This window comes from Burkholderia sp. BCC1993, assembly GCF_905339865.1.
Classification (GTDB): Bacteria; Pseudomonadota; Gammaproteobacteria; order Burkholderiales; family Burkholderiaceae; genus Burkholderia.
Genome location: NZ_CAJPGZ010000014.1, coordinates 180383 through 199286 on the forward strand (window position 1 = coordinate 180383; position 18904 = coordinate 199286).

The 18904-nt window shown below is 66.5% G+C and carries 18 protein-coding genes; 7 read left to right on the plus strand and 11 right to left on the minus strand.

Annotation, left to right across the window (positions count from 1 at the left end):
- Positions 1 to 206: 206 nt before the first annotated feature.
- Positions 207 to 1106 (plus strand): LysR family transcriptional regulator, encoded by a 900-nt coding sequence (locus U4Y91_RS24105; RefSeq protein WP_321807171.1) that lies wholly within the window; start codon positions 207 to 209, stop codon positions 1104 to 1106.
- Between the two features lie 432 nt (positions 1107 to 1538).
- Positions 1539 to 2072, plus strand: a complete 534-nt coding sequence (locus tag U4Y91_RS24110) for a class IV adenylate cyclase (protein WP_257775114.1) — start codon at positions 1539 to 1541, stop codon at positions 2070 to 2072.
- Between the two features lie 54 nt (positions 2073 to 2126).
- Here U4Y91_RS24110 and U4Y91_RS24115 read toward each other — a convergent pair whose 3' ends face one another.
- Positions 2127 to 2612, minus strand: coding sequence for an Lrp/AsnC family transcriptional regulator (locus U4Y91_RS24115; protein WP_006408082.1), 486 nt, complete (start codon positions 2610 to 2612; stop codon positions 2127 to 2129).
- Between the two features lie 106 nt (positions 2613 to 2718).
- Between U4Y91_RS24115 and phhA the strand changes: the two genes are divergently transcribed.
- On the plus strand, positions 2719 to 3645 hold the full coding sequence (gene phhA / locus U4Y91_RS24120; protein WP_321807172.1) for a phenylalanine 4-monooxygenase: 927 nt from the start codon (positions 2719 to 2721) through the stop codon (positions 3643 to 3645).
- A 170-nt stretch (positions 3646 to 3815) separates the two neighbouring features.
- Positions 3816 to 4124 carry a 4a-hydroxytetrahydrobiopterin dehydratase gene (locus U4Y91_RS24125; protein WP_044845221.1) on the plus strand — a complete coding sequence of 103 codons (309 nt, stop codon included), beginning with the start codon at positions 3816 to 3818 and terminating at the stop codon, positions 4122 to 4124.
- A 92-nt stretch (positions 4125 to 4216) separates the two neighbouring features.
- On the opposite strand, the gene U4Y91_RS24130 is transcribed toward U4Y91_RS24125, so the two are convergent.
- Positions 4217 to 4447 (minus strand): DUF3717 domain-containing protein, encoded by a 231-nt coding sequence (locus tag U4Y91_RS24130; protein WP_321807228.1) that lies wholly within the window; start codon positions 4445 to 4447, stop codon positions 4217 to 4219.
- 122 nt (positions 4448 to 4569) lie between these two features.
- Between U4Y91_RS24130 and U4Y91_RS24135 the strand changes: the two genes are divergently transcribed.
- Positions 4570 to 5262 (plus strand): response regulator transcription factor, encoded by a 693-nt coding sequence (locus U4Y91_RS24135; protein WP_006401494.1) that lies wholly within the window; start codon positions 4570 to 4572, stop codon positions 5260 to 5262.
- A gap of 116 nt (positions 5263 to 5378) precedes the next feature.
- Positions 5379 to 6863 carry a sensor histidine kinase gene (locus U4Y91_RS24140; RefSeq protein ID WP_124520440.1) on the plus strand — a complete coding sequence of 495 codons (1485 nt, stop codon included), beginning with the start codon at positions 5379 to 5381 and terminating at the stop codon, positions 6861 to 6863.
- A gap of 93 nt (positions 6864 to 6956) precedes the next feature.
- Here the strand turns inward: U4Y91_RS24140 and U4Y91_RS24145 are convergent, their stop codons facing one another.
- The 7 genes from U4Y91_RS24145 to mnmC all read right to left on the minus strand — a co-directional run bounded on the left by U4Y91_RS24145 (position 6957) and on the right by mnmC (position 15851).
- Positions 6957 to 7487 carry an SET domain-containing protein gene (locus tag U4Y91_RS24145; protein ID WP_321807173.1) on the minus strand — a complete coding sequence of 177 codons (531 nt, stop codon included), beginning with the start codon at positions 7485 to 7487 and terminating at the stop codon, positions 6957 to 6959.
- A gap of 188 nt (positions 7488 to 7675) precedes the next feature.
- The gene (locus U4Y91_RS24150) at positions 7676 to 8788 is read right to left on the minus strand and encodes an NADH:flavin oxidoreductase/NADH oxidase (protein WP_321807174.1); all 1113 of its coding nucleotides are present in this window, start codon (positions 8786 to 8788) and stop codon (positions 7676 to 7678) included.
- A gap of 203 nt (positions 8789 to 8991) precedes the next feature.
- Complete coding sequence (locus U4Y91_RS24155) at positions 8992 to 9702, minus strand: glutamine amidotransferase (protein WP_321807229.1); 711 nt, start codon at positions 9700 to 9702, stop codon at positions 8992 to 8994.
- A gap of 28 nt (positions 9703 to 9730) precedes the next feature.
- Positions 9731 to 10369, minus strand: coding sequence for a MarR family winged helix-turn-helix transcriptional regulator (locus tag U4Y91_RS24160; protein WP_124663924.1), 639 nt, complete (start codon positions 10367 to 10369; stop codon positions 9731 to 9733).
- Positions 10370 to 10874: 505 nt separating this feature from the next.
- Positions 10875 to 11990, minus strand: a complete 1116-nt coding sequence (locus U4Y91_RS24165) for a YbdK family carboxylate-amine ligase (protein WP_006490006.1) — start codon at positions 11988 to 11990, stop codon at positions 10875 to 10877.
- Positions 11991 to 12004: 14 nt separating this feature from the next.
- Positions 12005 to 13219, minus strand: coding sequence for a cation:proton antiporter (locus tag U4Y91_RS24170; RefSeq protein ID WP_044845215.1), 1215 nt, complete (start codon positions 13217 to 13219; stop codon positions 12005 to 12007).
- Between the two features lie 673 nt (positions 13220 to 13892).
- Positions 13893 to 15851, minus strand: a complete 1959-nt coding sequence (gene mnmC, locus U4Y91_RS24175; RefSeq protein ID WP_321807175.1) for a bifunctional tRNA (5-methylaminomethyl-2-thiouridine)(34)-methyltransferase MnmD/FAD-dependent 5-carboxymethylaminomethyl-2-thiouridine(34) oxidoreductase MnmC — start codon at positions 15849 to 15851, stop codon at positions 13893 to 13895.
- A gap of 390 nt (positions 15852 to 16241) precedes the next feature.
- Here mnmC and U4Y91_RS24180 point away from each other — a divergent pair, with 390 nt between their 5' ends.
- Positions 16242 to 16520: an HU family DNA-binding protein gene (locus U4Y91_RS24180; RefSeq protein WP_006401505.1), complete on the plus strand. Its 279-nt coding sequence runs from the start codon at positions 16242 to 16244 to the stop codon at positions 16518 to 16520.
- Positions 16521 to 16654: 134 nt separating this feature from the next.
- Here the strand turns inward: U4Y91_RS24180 and U4Y91_RS24185 are convergent, their stop codons facing one another.
- Both U4Y91_RS24185 and U4Y91_RS24190 read right to left on the minus strand, forming a co-directional pair.
- A complete protein-coding gene (locus tag U4Y91_RS24185) occupies positions 16655 to 17968 on the minus strand; it encodes a GTP-binding protein (RefSeq protein ID WP_321807176.1) in 1314 nt (437 codons plus the stop codon).
- A gap of 159 nt (positions 17969 to 18127) precedes the next feature.
- Positions 18128 to 18577 carry a lytic transglycosylase domain-containing protein gene (locus U4Y91_RS24190; protein WP_321807177.1) on the minus strand — a complete coding sequence of 150 codons (450 nt, stop codon included), beginning with the start codon at positions 18575 to 18577 and terminating at the stop codon, positions 18128 to 18130.
- Between the last annotated feature and the right edge of the window lie 327 nt (positions 18578 to 18904).

Below are 18904 nucleotides of genomic sequence, written 5' to 3' on the forward strand. Positions count from 1 at the left end.
GACGTGGCTGGATGGAGTTTGCACTTCAGCGCTTACTCGTGCCCCATGCAAAGCGCATTGTTGTGCCCCGCGCGGCGCAATCCCGCGCGTCGTTTTCAGCATAGTGCGTCGCAGGCGACGCGATCGATGAAGCGTACTCCGCCTGCCGTCCACCGATCCAATGAGTTATGCTGAACTGCGTTATAAGCTGCGCTCATATCACGACGATGGATCTCACCCTGCTCCGTGCGTTCGCGACGGTCGCCCGCGAAGGCAACCTGACGCGCGCCGCCGTGCAGTTGCACCTGACGCAGCCGGCCGTCAGCCTGCAGATCAAGCATCTGCAGGAAACGCTCGGCGTCACGCTGTTCACGCGCACGTCGCGCGGGCTCGCGCTCACACGCGACGGCCAGACGCTGCTGCCGCACGCGGAGCGCGCGCTGGCCGCAGCCGCCGACGTGCAGCGCGCCGCTGCCGCGCTGCGGCACGAGGTGCGCGGCCGATTGCGGATCGGCACGATCCTCGACCCCGGTTTCCTGCGGCTCGGCGGCTTCCTGCGCGCGCTGGTCGAAACCCATCCGCAGATAGAAACCGCGCTGCGGCACGGGATGTCCGGCTGGGTGCTCGAGCAGGTGCGCGCGCGGGCGCTCGACGTCGGCTACTACATCGGCCGGCCCGGCGAGGACGATCCGCGCGACGACACGCTGTTCCACACGGTCACGCTCACGCGTTTCCAGTACCGCGTGCTCGCGCCGGCCGGCTGGAAGGAGCGCGTACAGCGCGCGCACGACTGGCGAGCGCTCGCCGCGCTGCCGTGGATCTGGACGCCGCCGGCGTCCGCCCATCACCGGCTGCTGTCGCGGCTGTTCGCGGCGGCCGGCGCGCAGCCGGTGAAGGTCGCCGAGGTCGACCAGGAGCAGTCGATGCTCGATCTCGTGAAATCGGGGATCGGGTTGACGCTCGCGCGGGACTCGACCGCGCTGGCCGAAGCGCACGCGCACGCGCTGACGATCGTCGAACGCGTGACGGTGCCGACCGAGCTGACCTTCGTGGCGCTCGTCGAGCGGCGCGACGAACCGGCGATCGCGGCCGCGCTGCGGCTGATCGAGACGCAGTGGGCGATATGAGCGTGGCTGATGTCGGTGTGACGGGTCGTGCAGTGGACTTTTGCGCCTGACGCTTCCTGCTATTCCTGCTCCTCTGCGTCCCGGCGTCCCTGCATCCCTGCATCCCTGCATCCCTGCATCCCTGCATCCCTGCGTCTCCGGTGTCTCCGGTGTCTCCGGTGTCTCCGGCGTCTCCGGCATCTCCGGCATCTCCGGCATCTCCGGCATCTCCGGCGTCTCCGGCGTCTCCGGCGTTTCCGGCGTTTCCGGCGGATCTCGCGAATCGCAAATCGCCAGCGCGCCCGCGCATGACCGGCGAAATCACATACGAGCCCCAATCGCCCGCTCCGCGTCGCGTTGCCGCGCGCCAGTCGCTCGTCACGCCACCATCGCAGGCTTTTTGCTAGATTGTCCGTTCGCACACCGCGAGACCCCTGATTGAAGGAGACCCGCATGGCCCGCAACATCGAGATCAAAGCCCGCGCCCGCGAATTCGACCAGCTGCGCGAACGCGCAGCGACGCTCGCAACCGAAGCACCGCTCTTCTACCGCCAGCAGGATTTCTTCTACGACGTTCCGCGCGGCCGGCTGAAGCTGCGCCGCTTCGAAGACGGCACGCCGGCCGAACTGATCTTCTACCAGCGCGACGATCGCGACGGTCCGAAAGCGTCGTACTACACGCGCAGCCCGGTGACGAACCCGGACGCGATGCACTCGCTGCTTGCGACCGCGCTGACCACGCGCGGCATCGTGACGAAGGAACGGCACGTGTACCTCGTCGGCCGCACGCGGATCCACCTCGACCGCGTCGACGGCCTCGGCGACTTCATCGAACTGGAAGTGGTGCTTGGCCCCGACGACGACGAAGCCGGCGGCGAAGCCGAGGCGCATGACGTGTTCGCGAAGCTCGGCGTGGCGCACGAGGATCTCGTCGCAGTCGCATACGTCGACCTGCTGAACGCCGACGCGCAATCCGAAGCGGCCTGATCGAGCCCTATCCGCGGCGGCGCCTTGCGCCCCGCCGCCAGCCCTGCCGCCGCGTCACGCGGCACCGGGCGCCAGGTGCGCGAGCGGCAGCGCGCCGTTGCGTTTGAACGTCGTCAGCACGATGTTCGAGCGCACGCTGTCGACGCCCGGCACGCGCATCAGCTTCTTCATCACGAACTGCGACAGCGCGTTGAGATCCGGCGCGACGATCCGCAGCAGATAGTCGGCATCGCCGACCACCGCATGGCATTCCAGCACCTCGGGCAGCACGTCGATCTGCTGCTGGAACTGCTCGATGATCGAATCGCCGTGGTGCTTGAGCTTCAGGCTCGTGAACGCGGTGACGCCGAGCCCGAGCTTTTCGGGGCGCAACATCACGCGATAGCCTTCGATCACGCCGGCCGCCTCGAGCCGCTGCAGCCGCCGGCCGATCTGCGACGGCGACAGCGGCACCTCCTCGCCGAGCTGCTGGTGCGTCGCGCGACCGAAGCGCTGCAGCACGTCGAGAAGCGCGAGATCGAAGTGATCGAGTTCCAGCATGAGCATGCTCCGCATTGATTCCGGTTTTGATGCGCGATTATCGCATCATCAAGCGAATCAACGCCGTCTTTGCGCCCATTCCGCATGTCCACCGCTCTACACTTGCATGGTTCCCAATCACAGCGTGCAGAGCCTCACCATGTCCACCGTCGTCACCGCGAAACTGCAGGAGCAGTTCGATGCGGGCCTCGAAACCCGCGCCGATTTCACCATCGACCAGCCGCTCGAACGCTACGGCCAGGTCGACCACGCGGTGTGGCAGCAGCTCTATGCGCGCCAGTCGGCGCTGCTGCGCGGTCGCGCGTGCGACGCGTTCGTCGCCGGGCTCGGGAAGATCGACCTGCCGGCCGATCGCGTGCCGTCGTTCGCCGACGTGAACCGCCAGCTGAAGCCGGCCACCGGCTGGGAAATCGTCGCGGTGCCGGGCCTCGTGCCCGATCGCGTGTTCTTCGAGCACCTCGCGAACCGGCGGTTTCCGGTCACCTGGTGGATGCGCCGCCCGGACCAGCTCGACTACCTGCAGGAACCCGACTGCTTCCACGACCTGTTCGGCCACGTGCCGCTGCTGATCGAACCGGTGTTCGCCGACTACATGCAGGCCTACGGCCGCACCGCGCTCGCGGTCGCGGACGACGAAGCGGCGCTCGCGCGGCTGGCGCGCCTCTACTGGTATACGGTGGAATTCGGCCTGATCCGCGATCCGCACGGCACGAACGGGCTGTCGATCTACGGCGCCGGGATCGTGTCGAGCAAGGGCGAGAGCCTCTACAGTCTCGAAAGCGCGGCGCCGAACCGGCTCGGTTTCGACCTCGAGCGCGTGATGCGCACGCGGTACCGGATCGACACGTTCCAGAAGACCTACTTCGTGATCGACGATTTCGCGCAGCTGTTCGCGCTGGCCGACGTCGACGGCCGCGCGCTGGCCGACCGGCTGGCCGCGCTACCCGAATTCCCGGCCGGCGCGGTATGCGATGGCGATCTCGTGCTGCATCGCGGCACGGGCGAAGGCTGGCCGGACGACGCGGACGCGTAAGGCCGCGGGCCACGCCGGCGTGATTCGCGCGCCGGCGCTCGCCTTCCGATGCCCGCCTTCCGATGCCCGTCCCCGGATGCCCGTCGCCCAACTATGAAACAATGACCGGTACCGGCTTTGCCGCGTGGCCTTTGCCCGCGTGCGGGCGCCGTTACCGAACGAGGTGCAACATGATCCACAAGCTCACATCAGAAGAACGCAAGACCCGGCTCGAAGGCCTGCCGCACTGGACGGCCGTGCCGGGCCGCGACGCGATCCAGCGCAGCCTGCGCTTCGCCGATTTCAACGAGGCCTTCGGCTTCATGACGCGCGTCGCGATCAAGGCGCAGGAAATGAACCACCATCCGGAATGGTTCAACGTATACAACCGCGTCGACGTGACGCTGTCGACCCACGATGCGGACGGCCTGACCGAGCGCGACATCGCGCTCGCGACGTTCATCGACCAGGTGTGCGCACACACCCAACCGGCCGCCTGAGGTCGTCCTCTACCGCCGCGCGTCTTTCAACGCGCGGCGCGTCAACTTTTCATTTCGATGAACGTTTTCTAGGATGTACTCAGCGAAAGCCTTCAGCTTTCCAAGCCATCCTTAAGGCGCATGTAAGTCTCGTACGCTTTCCGCGCCCTGGGGTCCAAACCTTCCAGTTGCAGCGCGCTTGCGCGCTGTACAATCAGCAGCGCATACGGCTTGGAGAGCGCGCTGGCCTCTTCGCAGAGTTTGAGTTCGTCGCCGCTCGACGGCGAGCGGGCGCGCCAGAAATTGATCGCGGCTTCGAGGTCGTGGATCGAAATATCGGACATGATTGGATTTAATCGTTCGCTGGCCGCCATGCTTGATGTCAGGCGATGCGGCGCCCCTGTGGAAACGGCGTCGTGCTGTCCGCGTGCCTGAACCGCCAACCCATTGTACTTGAGCGAACTTCATGCGACTCCTTCTGATCGAAGACGACCGCCCCATCGCACGCGGTATCCAGAGCAGCCTCGAGCAGGCTGGCTTCACCGTCGACATGGTGCATGACGGCATCTTTGCCGAACAGGCGCTGGCACAGAACCGCCACGAACTCGTGATCCTCGACCTCGGCCTGCCGGGCATCGACGGGATGACGCTGCTCACGCGTTTCCGCCAGACCAACCGCCACACGCCGGTCATCGTGCTGACCGCGCGCGACGAACTGAACGACCGGATTCAGGGCCTGAACTCCGGCGCCGACGACTACATGCTCAAGCCGTTCGAGCCGGCCGAGCTCGAAGCGCGCATCCGCGCGGTGATGCGCCGCAGCGGCCCGCACAGCGACATGCCGCGTCCGGAAGTGTCGCTCGGCGGCGTCCGCCTGTCGGGCGTCGATCGCCGCATCTTCAACGACGACAAGCCGCTCGAACTGTCGCCGCGCGAATTCGCGGTGCTGGAAATGCTGCTGCTGCGTCACGGCCGCGTCGTCAGCAAGGCCCAGCTGCAGGATCACCTCACGCATTTCGGCGGCGATCTCGGCGACACCGCCATCGAAGTCTACGTGCACCGCGTGCGCAAGAAACTCGAGCAGTGCCGCGTCGAAATCGTCACGGTGCGCGGCTTCGGCTATCTGCTGCAGGAAATCCGCCAGACCGCGAGCGTCTGAGCGGCGCCGCACGCCGGCCGGCCGCGCGCCGCCGGCGAGCCGCCCTGCCCGCGTCGCCGTCCGGCGCGCGTCCGCGCCGCTCCCCGTGAGCGGCGCTTATCCATTTACCCGTCGAAATGTCTTCTGATCCGGCTGTCACCACCAGCCTGCGCCGCTCGCTGCTCCGGCGCCTCGCCGCGCCGCTGTCGATGCTCGCGCTGATGAGCGGCCTGATCGCCTACTGGCTCGCGTGGCAATACACGCAACACGTGATCGACCGCTCGCTCGCCGATCTCGCGACCGCCATCTCCAAACAGATCCAGATCGCCGGCCCCGACGCGCCGTTCACGGTGCCGCCGCTCGCGCAGGCGATGTTCTCCGATCCGGCCGAGGCGCTGATCTACCGGATCAGCGACGGCGAGCAGGAACTCGCCGGCGATCCGAAACTGCCGCTGCGGGGCATCAACGTGCGCCGCATGCATCACGCGTACGTGTTCGAGGCCGAGTACGACAACCGCGCGGTGCGGGTCGCGCAGGTGCGCGTCGAGGAAGTCGACGGCGGCCGGCCGATGGTGGTCGAAGTCGCGCAGCCGGTGCGGCACCGCTACCGGATCGCGGCCGAATTCCTCGTCGCGATCATGATGCCGCTGCTGCTGCTGCTGCTCGCGGGCTGGGGCATCGTGTGGCGCGTCGTGAACCAGCAGCTCGGCCCGCTCACGCATCTCGCCGATTCGCTGAACCGGCAGACCCACACGTCGCTGGAGCCGGTCGACGAAACCGACGTGCCGCTCGAAATCCGGCCGCTGACGAGCGCGATGAACGCGCTGCTCGGCCGCCTGAAGACCGCGCTCGACGCGCAGCGCAAGTTCATCGCCGATGCCGCGCACCAGCTGCGCACGCCGCTCACGGCCGTGAAGCTGCATGCCGAGCAGGCCGCCGTCGCGCGCGACCCGCAGCAGACCTATGCCGCGGTGCGCGAACTGCGCGCGGCCGCCGACCGCGCGGTGCGGCTGTCGAACCAGCTGCTGTCGCTCGCGCGCGCGGAGCCGGGCGAACAGGCCGCGCGTTTCGTCGACGTCGACCTGGCCGCGATGGCGTTCGAGACGGGTGCCGAATGGGTGCCGCGCGCGCTCGCGTCGCATGTCGACCTCGGCTTCCAGCGCAGCGACGATCCCGGCGAAGACGAAACGCTGAACGTGCGCGGCAACCCCGTGCTGCTGCGCGAGGTGATCGCGAACCTGCTCGACAATGCGTTGAAATACGTGCCGCTCGCCCGGCCGGACGGGGCGCGGATCACGGTGAACGTCGCGCGCGGCGCGCTCGAGACCGGCGAGCCGGCCGCCGAGATCGTCGTCGAGGACAACGGCCCGGGCGTGCCGGCCAATCAGCAGGCCGACCTGTTCAAGCGCTTCTTCCGTGGCGACGCGCAAAGCGGCAACGGCGTCGAGACGGGCGCCGGGCTCGGGCTCGCGATCGTGCACGACATCATCGCGATGCACGGCGGCACGGTGTCGTACGAGGATGCATCGGAAGGCGGTTCGCGCTTCGTGGTGCGGGTGCCGCTCGCCAAGCGCACCGGGAAGCCGGCGAGCGAGACGCCGGCCGCCGCGCCGACGCACTGAGTCGCGCGCGCTGGCACGTATGGGGCGGAACGGACGGCCGCGCGGCGGCCATCCGGCGGTGAAGCAGCCGCGCGCGATGCGCGGCCTCGCCGGTCACTTCTTCTTTTTCTTGTCCTTCGCGCCGGACTCGGACTTGCCGTCCTTCCTGTCCTTCTTCTTTTTCTTCTTGCCGGCGTCGTCCGGCGTGGCGAGCAGCGTGCCGCGGCATGCGATCGCGCCGCAATGGCACGCGTATTCCCGCTTGAGTTTCTTCGTCAGCTTCTCGTCGATCACGAGGCCGTAGTCGTAGAACAGCTCTTCTTCCGGCCCGATGTCGCGCAGTGCGTGGATGAACACGCGGCCCTTGTTCTCCTCGGCCTCGCAGTTCGGCGCGCACGAATGGTTGATCCAGCGCGCGCTGTTGCCGTCGATCTTGCCGTCGATCACCCCGCCCTCTTCCAGTGCGAAGTAGAACGTATGGTTCGGCTCGTTCGGGTCGTGCGGATGGCGGCGCAGCGCTTCCTTCCACGAAATTCGCTCGCCCTTGTATTCCACTACGCGTTCGCCGGCCTTGATCGGCTCCACCGCGAACACGCCCTTGCCGTGAACTCCCGAGCGGCGTACCGCGATCCTGCGTGAACTCATCGAACGAATCCTTTGAAGACGACTTGAATGGAAGACGGCCGCGCTTTCGTTTTGCACGGCCCTGCGTCGCGCAAAACGAAAACGCGGCACCGGTCGGTGCCGCGTCGGGACATGCGGCGAATCACCCGCATCCTACACGTTCAAGATTGCTTCGCTCAACATCGCGCGCAATATTGCGCGCATGACGCTCAGCGCTGGCCGAATGCGATGTCGCCGAACAACGCCTTGTGCTCGCGCGGCTGCGAACGCCAGTACTGCGGCGGCGCCGACACCTGCGCGCCGAGCTCGGCAGCCGCATGCCACGGCCAGCGCGGGTCGTACAGCATCGCGCGTGCCATCGCGACGAAATCGGCGTCGCCCGACTCGATCAGCCGGTTCGCATGCGCGGGATCGTTGATCAGGCCGACCGCGATCGTCGGCATCCCGACCGCGCGCTTCACCGCCTGCGCGAACGGCACCTGGTAACCGGGCGACAGCGGTATCTTCTGCAGCGGCGACACGCCGCCGGACGACACGTCGATCCAGTCGCAGCCGCGCTGCTTCAGCTCATGCGCAAACGCGATCGTGTCCTCGAGTTCCCAGCCACCCTCGACCCAGTCGGTCGCCGACACGCGCACGCCGACCGGCCGGTCCGCCGGAAACGCCGCGCGCACGATCTCGAAGATCTCGAGCGGAAAGCGCATCCGGTTTTCGCGCGAGCCGCCGTATTCGTCGGTACGCTGGTTCGAAAGCGGCGACAGGAACTGATGCAGCAGGTAGCCGTGCGCCGCATGCACCTCGATCGCATCGATGCCGAGGCGCGCGGCACGCTTCGCGCTGGCCGCGAACGCGTCGCGGATCCGGTTCAGGCCGGCCGCGTCGAGCGCGAGCGGCGGCGTCTCGCCGTCCTTGTGCGGCAGGGCCGACGGCGCATGCGGCAGCCAGCCGCCATCGGCGACGGACACGAGCTGGCCGCCCTTCCACGGCACCTCGCTCGACGCCTTGCGCCCCGCGTGCGACAGCTGCATCGCGATGCGGACCGGCGAATGCTTGCGGATCGCCGCCAGCACGGGCTTGAGCGCTGCTTCGGTCGCGTCGTCCCACAAACCGAGGTCGCCAGCCGTGATGCGCCCTTCCGGTTCGACCGCGGTCGCTTCGATGCAGAGCAGGCCCGCGCCCGATAGCGCGAGATGGCCGAGGTGAATCATGTGCCAGTCGGTCGCCTCGCCGCGCTCGGCCGAGTACTGGCACATCGGGGAGATCACGATCCGGTTCGGAAGGGTCACGCCGCGCAGCGTGAACGGAGAAAACAGCGCAGTCATGGATGCCGCTCGCCAGGAAAGGGAAACAGCGGACGAGCGTAGCATGCGGGCTCGAAGCCTGCTGGCGGCCGGTTCGGCAGTAAGCGGATGGTCAGGTGGCGCCGGCGTGCCGCCGGCAGCGATGCCGCGCGCACGCGGCATGCAGCGGCGCGCCGGCCGGCAAGGCCTGCGGGCCGGTCACGCGCGGTGCCGCTCGCTCGGGATCAAAGCCCGACGCTGTCGAGCCACTCCGCGAACATGCGTCGCGCGGCCGTCTCCAGCGCGGGACCGTGCTGCACGGTGTCGGCGCGCAGCTGGCGTGCGTCGATGCCGGGCGTCGACGCGATTTCGCCGGCGTTGCCGATCAGCCAGGGTTCGAAGCGGTCGGCACGGATTTCGGGATGGCATTGCAGCGCCAGCACGTGCTGCCCCCACGCGAACGCCTGGTGGCGGCAGGCCGGTGTCGAAGCGAGATGGATCGCGCCGCCCGGCAGGTCGAACGTATCGCCGTGCCAGTGCAGCATCGAGGTCGCCGCGCCGTCGAGATGGCGCAGCGGCGACGCGCGGCCTGCGTCGGTGAGCGTCAGCGGCGCCCAGCCGAGTTCCTTCTGCGCAGCCGGATAGACGCGCGCACCGAGCGCGCGGGCGATGAACTGCGCCCCCAGGCAGATGCCGAGGATCGGCAGCCCGGCGTCGATACGCTGGCGCACGAGCGCCGCGAGCGGCGCGATCGACGGATACTGCGCGTCCTCGTACACGCTGAGCGGCCCGCCGAGCATCACGAGCAGCGACGGCTTGAGCGCGTCGAGCACCTCGACGCGCGACGCGCCGACGTCGACGTAGCGCACCCGCCGCCCGCGCTCCCCGAGCACCTGCTCGAAGCTGCCGAGGTCCTCGAAATGCACGTGGCGGATCGCCACCACTTCAGCGTTCATCATCGGCCTCCCGGTCGATCGACGGACGTCAGCCGGCGAATACCTTCCAGGTCTTCTTTTGCGTTGCCGCGTCGGCTTCTTCCTGCACCGAACAGTCGAGACGCAGATCGCTGTCGGCCATCGACAGGTCGAGCGCCGCGCAGTAATGCACGGTCTTCTTCGACTGCTTGCCCGGCTGGAAATGCGCGCACGTCAGGCACATGCGCTGCGGCGGCGTCGCACCGGCCACCTGCAGTTCGCGCAGCGTCTTCAGCAGCGCGCGGTACAGCGCGCCCTGCTCGTCCGCGCCGAGCTTGCCGACCGCCTTCGTCAGGAATTCCGGCCATTGCAGCGCCTTCTTCGCCGCGGTACGGCCGCGGGCCGACAGGCGCACGGCAAGCGCTCGGCCGTCGTCCAGTGCGCGGCGCTTCTCGACGAGCCCCTTCGTCTCGAGCGTGCTGACCGCATCGCTGGTGGTCGCAGCCGTGAGCTGCGTCTCGCGCGCGATCTCGCCGAGCCGCATCGGGCCCTTGCGTTGCAGCAGCAGCACGAGGATCTCGCCCTGCGTCGGCGTGAGGCCCGCGCCTTCCGCCCAATCCCATGCCTGGCTTCGCATGGCCGTACTCAACCGCAGCAAGCTGTGGGTCACACGTCCCGAAGCCTGATTCCCGTAAACGCCTTCGCTCATAGTCTTTTCGCTTTGCCGCCGCCCGGATTGCCGAGCAGCCGTAGTGTGGAGATCGAATGTCTATCTCAAAACAGACGCTCGCTGAGGAGCGTCGACACGGCCGTCGCGAGGCACACGCGGCGGTCGCGTTCGCGGCGACCGGTGAGACACAGGTCGTTCCGGTGTCCGCAAAGCCGACATTCTAAGCGAGAGCGGAAAATCGCACAGCTAAGTTATCCCCTTCATTCTGTGGAAAATCGCTGGATAACCAGATTTTTTCGTTGTGCCGGCAATCTCTGCCGGCTCCACGGCGCAACGCGCAAACATTTTCCTGTTCGAATCGGCCATCGTGCGGCTGGTGCCGATCCACCGGGTTATCCATACCGCAGTGCGTTGACTTTGCAGCAGAATATCCAGTTATCCACAGATTTTCAGGAGGACTGGCGACGCGGAACGCCCGAATCGGCGTCGACCAGCATTCAGCGAATCGCCGCGCGGTCGAGCCTGTAATCTGCAAAACATTTTTTCATTCACGCCAGCGCAGGCACTGCTGGCGGACCGTCTCGTTCAGCGATTTTTCCTGTTTGAAAACGGTTCTCAACCACGATGCGTCATTCACGCGCGCCTTCGCGAGCGCACCGATCTCGTCGAGTGCCGCGCGCGAGCCGAGCGCGGCCGCATGCGGCGCGATCCGGTCGAGCGTGTCGAGGATGTCTTCCGCGATCGTGCGGCGCTCACCGGTCTGAGGATTGACGCAGGTGCCCTCGAGCCCGAAGCGGCAGGCTTCGAAACGGTTGAATGTGTAGACGAGATAGTCGTCCTCCGACAGCTTCAGCGGCCGGTCGGTCAGCAGGTAGCGCGCGAGCGTCTGGATGTAGCACGCGATCGCGGCCGCGCGGTCGACCGATAGCGGCGTGTCCATCACGCGCACCTCGATCGTCCCGTAGCCGGGCTTCGGCCGGATGTCCCAGTAAAAGTCCTTCATCGAGTTGACGACGCCCGTGTTGACCATCTTCGTGAAGTACTCCTCGAAGCTGTCCCAGGTCAGCACGAACGGCGCGCGGCCCGACAGCGGGAACGCGAACACCGAATTCAGGCGCGCCGAATGGAAACCGGTGTCGACGTTCTGCACGAACGGCGACGACGCGGACAGCGCGATGAAGTGCGGAATGAAGCGCGACATCGAGTGCAGCAGGAACAGCGCGCTGTCCGGATCGGGACAGCCGATGTGCACGTGCTGGCCGAACACGGTGAACTGCTTCGCGAGATAGCCGTACAGCTCGGAGATGTACTGGAAGCGCGGCGCGTCGTAGATCTGCCGGTCGCTCCACTGCTGGAACGCGTGCGTGCCGCCGCCGGCGAGCCCGACGTTGAGCTGGTCGGCCGCCTTCACGAGCACGTCGCGGATCGCGTGCAGCTCGGAGACCGCCTGCTCGTGCGAATGGCAGATGCCGGTCGACAGCTCGATCATGCTCTCGGTGATTTCCGGCGTGATGTTGCCGGGGAAGGTCTCGCCCTGGATCAGGCGCATCAGGTCCGATGCAGCCTTGGTCAGGTCGTAGTTGTGCGTGTTGACGACCTGGATCTCCAGTTCGACGCCGAACGTGAACGGTTCGGAATTGACGAAGGTTTCGAGTGCCATGGCAGGTTCCGGAATCAGTTTCTGTCGCTGCGTTCGCTGACCGCCGACAGGCAGCGGTAGACGACGAACGGGCTGACGAGCTGCAGGATCACGATCGTGCACATCACGATCGCGCGCAGGTGCGGGTCGAAATTCGGATAGAGCTGGTAGGTGTCGTCGACGAGCAGGTACGACAGCGCGGACATCGGTGTCAGCGCGATGCCGAGCGCGACGCCCTGCTTCATCCCGAGCCCGCTCGGCTTCGCGAACGCGACGACGCCGGCGAGCTTGGCGGCGAGCCGCGTGACGATCAGCGCGATCGCGAGCAGGCCGCCGAGCGCGATGTCGCCCCACGTGAACGACGTGAGCGTCAGCACGAACAGGATCACCGTCAGCAGCCAGCCGGCCGTGCCGAAATGTTCGGGCCACAGCTGCGGCCGCGCTTCGAGGTTCTTCACTATGATGCCGGCGAGCAGCAGCGTGAGCAGCGTCGACAGCTTCAGCGCCTGCGCGACCGCGATCGCGAGCATCACGAGCCCGAACAGCGCGACGAACGAATGCTCGTCGCGCATCGTCGCGGTCATGTGGCGGAACAGGTAATTGCACGCCCGCGCGACCAGGTACGCGACGATGAACGAACCGGCGATCAGGTAGGCGGGTTGCAGGATCGTCGCGAAAACGTTCCCGTACGCTTCCTGGTGGAGCCAGCTCGTGACGAGCTTGGTCAGCACGATCGCGTACACGCTGTTCAGCGCGGTCAGCGTGATGAGGCGCTGCGACACCTGCCCTTCCGCGCGCAGCTCGGTCTTGAGCTGGATCACCATCGACGGCGACGTTGCGATCGCGATTGCCGACAACACGAGCGCGACCATGCCCGACACGCCGAGCGCGAGCATCACGAACAGCACGAGCACGAACGTCAGCGTCGCCTCGGCCAGGCTCGACGCAATGAGCCACGGATTGCGGCGGATCCATTTCAGGTCGAGACGGCTGCCGAGCTCGAACAGCAGCAGGCCGAGCGCGACGTCGATCAGCAGCCGCGAGGTTTCGTCGGTGCTCGCGTCGATCACGCCGAATCCGAACGAACCGGCGATGAGACCGATCACCGCATACCCGGTGATGCGCGGCAGCCGCCATGCGCGATAGCACAGCTCGCCACACAGACCGGCCGCGAACAACGCGAGCCCGGCCCAGAACACGGCATCCGGCGCGAGCGGCCAATTGGGCAGGAATGAGAACGCCGACTTCATCGTGGTGACTTCTCCTTTGGAAGCAATCGCCAGCGGCGCGGGTCAAGCGTCAGAAATGAGATGCGCGCCGGCTGGGTATCGCCCCGAGTGTGAATGTTGTGGTCGACGACGGCGGGACATGGGATCCGCCTCTTTCCGCCGTCCGGCGGAACTGTCGTTCAGGCTGCCGATCTGGATTGTCGGCCTGGTGTGTGAACGGACTGCGCAGTCTCGATGATTCAGATTCGAAATCGAGCCGACCGTTCCATTGAAGCATGTCCGGCGCTTGGCCGAACGAACGCGAAGGAAACCGATTGTGCCACAGCTTTTTAGCTCCGGAACCGATTGAATCGACTCGCGGCGCTGTGAGGCGCCACAGGTCTTTGGTTTCAATGGTTTACTTGTATATATACGTAGTAGAAGTTAACAAGGCGCTCACAGTTCTGTGGATAACTTCAGTTTACGCAACAAGATCAAGGTGTTGGCGCGGCCATAACCCGTTGCACAGGCTGTTTGCTCACAGGGGTTTGAGTTGGGCAACTTTCGACCGTTTCACAGCTGTGCCGAGTTGCCCAGTTTACGTCCACTGTGATTGCACACGAAGTGCGTGCGGATTCCGCGCGGTTATCCACAGTGTCGCGTGGATAACCTTGCGCGGAAAAATCGAAGGTCTGTGAGGATTCGGCTGACGAGATCAGCCGATCTGGCGGCCGCGCAGCGCGCGGATCAGGAACCGGGCCGGGTCGACGGCATCGGCGAGTTCGCGCTCGAGCGGCAGCGGCTCGCCTTCGAGTTGCGACGCGATCAGTTCGGCGCCGAGCGCGGCCCACACGAGGCCGCGGGAACCGTAGCCGAATGCGCCGTAGAGGCCCGCGGTGCGCGGCAGGTCGCGCGCCTTCGCACCGCTCAGCGCGCGTGCGTTCGCGACGGCCTGCGCTTCGTCGGCAAGCGGGCCGATCACCGGCACGCGGTCGGCGACGACCCAGCGAAACGCGACGCGCCCGCGCAGCGTATCGACGTCCGGTAGCTCGCCGATCAGGCCGGGCAGCAGATGCCGGACGCGCTCGATATTTTCGACATGTCCGGCGGTGCGCATCGCCGGATCGAGGTCGTCGGGTTCGAACGTCGCGCCGATCAGCAGCGTGCCGTCGTCGAGCGGTACCGCATAGCCGTCGCCGATCGCGGGGCACGGCAGCGGTGCCGTGCTGCCGGGCGGCAGCAGCGTGAGCTGGCCGCGCACCGGCTGCAGCGCGACGTGCCGCAGGCCCGCGAGACGCACGGCGTCGCCCGCGTTCGCGAGCACGACGACCGGCGCCTCGGCGAGCGTCGCGCCTGCCGCATCGACGGCGCGCCACGTGTCGCCATCGCGCTCGAGTCGCGCGACTTCGGTGCCGGCGAGCAGTGTCACGCGTTCAGCGGCCGCCGCGACTTGTGCGGCGCAGAGCCCGGCCGGCCAGACGGCGCCGCCGTGCGGAAACAGCAGGCCGCCATGTGCGACCGGCAGGTTCAGATGCGCGCGCGCGGCGCCGGTGTCGAGCAGCGACACGTAGTCGGACGGTGCGCCGAGCGCGTCGAACGCATCGCGCATCCGCACGAAATCGTCGGCCGATTCCGCGAGATGGATCATCCCGCGCGTGCTGCGCGCAAACCCATGGCCCGCATGCTCGAGCGCGCGCCAGCGTGCGAGCGCATGCAGGAAACCGCTGCGCGTGAGGCGGCTCGCGACGTTGTCGTCGCGCGTCATCAGTGGATGGAATACGCCGGCCGGATTGCCCGATGCGTCGCTCGCGATCCGCGCGTGCCGCTCGATCAGCGTGACGTTCCAGCCACGCGCGGCGAGCCGTTCGACGACCGCGCAGCCGGCCAGGCCCGCGCCGATCACGATCGCGTCGCGCGCGGCAACCGGCAATGCGCGCGGCGGTTCGTGCCGGCGCATCCGCCAGCGCGGTGCGTATTCGCCGACGCGCAGTGCGGGTTCGCCGGCGCAATCGTCGACGTCGCGACTCGTGAAACCCGTTTCCTCGAGCGCTTGTTTCACGGCATCGTCGCGCGAATGCGTTGCATAGGTCGCGCCTTCGCCGGCGAGGCGCGCGAGTGTGCGCGCCACGTCGGCCGACAGCAGATCGCCGTACCCGGCGGACACGACGTTGCCGAGATAGAACGCATCGGCGCGCGCGACGAGCCGTTGCAGCAGGTCGCGCGCATCGCCGAATGCAAGCGTGAGCACCACGCGCCCTTCGTCGAATTCGAGCCGATGCAGGCCGGGCACTTGCATCGGCCACGCGTCGACCAGCGCGTCTGCATTTTCCGATATGGTTGCGTCCGCAACGATATGCGAAACGGCGCGGCGCAGGTCCTCGCGCGAGAACGGATGCGGTTCGACCGCGACGACATGCAGCCGCTCGCAGCGCGCGGGATCGTCGCGCCACGCGGCCCACGTCGCGAGAAAATGGCCGCCCGCGCCGAATCCCGTCTCGACGATCGTGAACGTGCGGCGGCCCTGCCAGCGGGCCGGCAGCCGGTTGCCGGCCAGCATCCGGTTCGCGTGCGCGCGTGCGCGCGACGCGTCGCGAGGGAGCTCGCCGTACTCGGGCGAGACGAGAATGCCGTCGTCGCGGCGGGCGAGCGTGGCGGGAACGAGTCGGTCTGGCATGCGAAACAAAAAACGTGGTAGCCAAGCCTGGCAAGGGATTGCGCGGAGGTGTCCGACGGGCCGTTGGCAAAAACCAACGGCGTTGCGCGGCGGCGGACCCGGCTGCGTATCCCGTCAGGTTGGCGCAGGTCAAAAAACGGGCAATCGACGATTCATTCGGCGAAATACCGATGAAAATCTTTGAAACCCTTGTCGTTATTGGGTTTGCGCTGCGCTATCATAGCAACGCCGTACCGCGGGGTGGCCTTCCGGCAAACCGGACGGCACGTCGCGCGGGCCAGGATTCGGCGCTGTGCCGTCGAAGTCTGACTCTCGACGGCACGGTTCGCGCACGTATAATCGGCGCGTTCGCGCTGTTCGTGTCAAACCTAACCTGAAAAAGGAACCTTAATGAACAAACAGGAACTGATCGACGCCGTCGCCGCCCAAACGGGCGCCAGCAAGGCTCAAACCGGCGAAACGCTGGACACGCTGCTCGAAGTCATCAAGAAGGCCGTGTCGAAGGGTGATGCGGTTCAGCTGATCGGCTTCGGCAGCTTCGGTTCGGGCAAGCGCGCAGCACGTACGGGCCGCAACCCGAAGACCGGCGAAACCATCAAGATCCCGGCAGCCAAGACGGTCAAGTTCACGGCTGGCAAGGCGTTCAAGGACGCCGTCAACAAGCGTTAATCCAGCGCCTGTTCCAGGAAAAAAACCCGCCGTTCGGCGGGTTTTTTGTTGGGCGCGCGCGGCATTTTCGCCACAGTTCGCGCCACTCTTGCAAGATTTAACGGTTGCCTTTCGCAGGCCGTTTTTACCGCGTATTACGCGTGCACGATCTGCGTGTCGCCGGGATCGTCGTCGTCGTGCGCATCGACATCCCACACCGGGAACGGATCGTCGAACGCGCTCCATTGCGCCGCGCCGAGCGCGAATTCCGCATCGGTGAGCAGGCTTGCGTCGAGTTTCGCGCGCCATGCGTCGGCATCGAGCCCGATGCCGATCAGCACCAGTTCCTGACGACGATCGCCGACCGAGCGGTCGTCGAGGTCGCCCTGCCACTCCGTGCGAATTTCGGCGAGCAACTCGTCGTCGTCCGGCCATTCCGCGCGATCCTGCGCGGCCCACCAGAGGCCTGCCGGGCCATGCCGGCATACGCCGCCCGCCTGCGACAGCGAGCCCGCGATGTCGTTGCGCGTCGCGAGCCAGAAGAAGCCCTTGCTGCGCAGCACGCCCGGCCACTCCTGATGCAGCAGCGCCCAGAGCCGTGCCGGATGAAACGGCCGGCGCGCGCGGTAAACAAAATTGCCGATGCCGAATTCGTCGGCTTCGCCATGCACGTGCGCATGATGCGGATCGTGACACTCGGGATCGTCGCAATGCGTGTGATCGTGATCGAGCGACGCGAGCCAGCCCGGCGCATTCGCGGCCTCGTCGAAATCGAAGCGGCCGGTGTTCAGCACTTCCTCGAGCGGCACGTTGCCGAACGTCGACACGACCTGATGCGCGCGCGGGTTGAGCCGCGCGAGGATGTGCTGCAGGCGCGCGAGTTCTTCCGCGCCGACGAGGTCGGTCTTGTTGATCACGAGCACGTCGCAGAACTCGATCTGCTCGATCAGCAGCTCGACGAGCGTGCGATCGTCTTCGTCCGATGCGGCGATGCCGCGTGTCGCGAGCGCGTCGTCGGAACCGTAGTCGCGCAGGAAATTGTAGGCGTCGACCACGGTGACGAGCGTGTCGAGCCGCGCGACGTTCGACAGCGATGCGCCGTCGTCGTCGACGAACGTGAAGGTTTCGGCGATCGGCATCGGCTCCGCGATGCCGGTCGATTCGATCACGATCGCGTCGAAGCGGCCATCCGCCGCGAGATTGCGGATCTCGACGAGCAGGTCGTCGCGCAGCGTGCAGCAGATGCAGCCGTTCGACATCTCGACGAGGCGTTCCTCGACATGCGACAGCGCCTGCGCATCGCGTACGAGCGACGCGTCGATGTTGACCGCCGCGAGATCGTTGACGATCACGGCGACTTTCAGGCCTGCGCGGTTCGCGAGGATGTGATTGAGCAGCGTGGTCTTGCCGGCGCCGAGGAAACCGGACAGCACGGTGACGGGCAACGGCTGGTTCATTGCCGGATTCATAACGATTTGCACCAACGGAAAAGAGGGAAAAGCGGCCGCGGCGTCCTGACGGGGCGCGATCGGCCCGGAGCCGGTCGAAACCGCGGCGTGAGATCCGCATTGTGCATCAAACGCGCGCCGGCCGAGCGGCACGGCGTCGGCCCGCGCTGCGGCGCGGCGTCACTGCTCGGGCGGCATCAGCTTCCACTGCGTCAGGATCCCGGCGATCTGCCGCGCATACTTGTCGCGCAGCGACGGCGTTTCCGAATGATAGGCACCGACGGCCTGCCATGTGTTGCCGTAGCGATTCATCTTCTGGCGCAGGTGCCACGCGGCGATGTAGACGTTCTTGCACGGCTGCATCAGCGTGTCGCGGCCGATGCCGTAGCGCGACAGCGTCGGCAGGTGGATCGAATTGATCTGCATCAGGCCGTAGTCGACCGAGCCGTTCGTATTCTTGTTCAGCGCGTCGGGCCGGTTGCGCGACTCCTGCCACGCGATCGCGCGCAGGATCAGCGGATTGACCTTCTGGTAGCGGGCGGCCTCGTCGAAACAATCCGCGCGTGCGCTTCCGCAGGCGAACCACACGCCGGCGGCGATCAACGCGATCGAAGCGAACCGTCTGTTCATGGTGCGGAAAACGAAAGGAATGGGCGCAAGGACCGGGAAAACCCGTGTCCGTTATTCGTGCGACTGGAAACGTGCCGCCCGTATCATACCGAGAGTCCGTCACGTGGCGAGATGCGAACCACGGCTGCCCGTTTATACCGCATTTTCGTGTCGATTCATCGCATAAACGACGGCGATGGACGGCATGCCGAGGCGGCGCCTAAATCTTACATATTGCATACGGTGCGCCGGATACATGTCGTTTGTGAGACAGTCCTCGGCTCAATGTGATATTTCGGACATGAAAAGCTGCTAATGTCGCCTCTTTAGGACCTGGATCCCAGCACT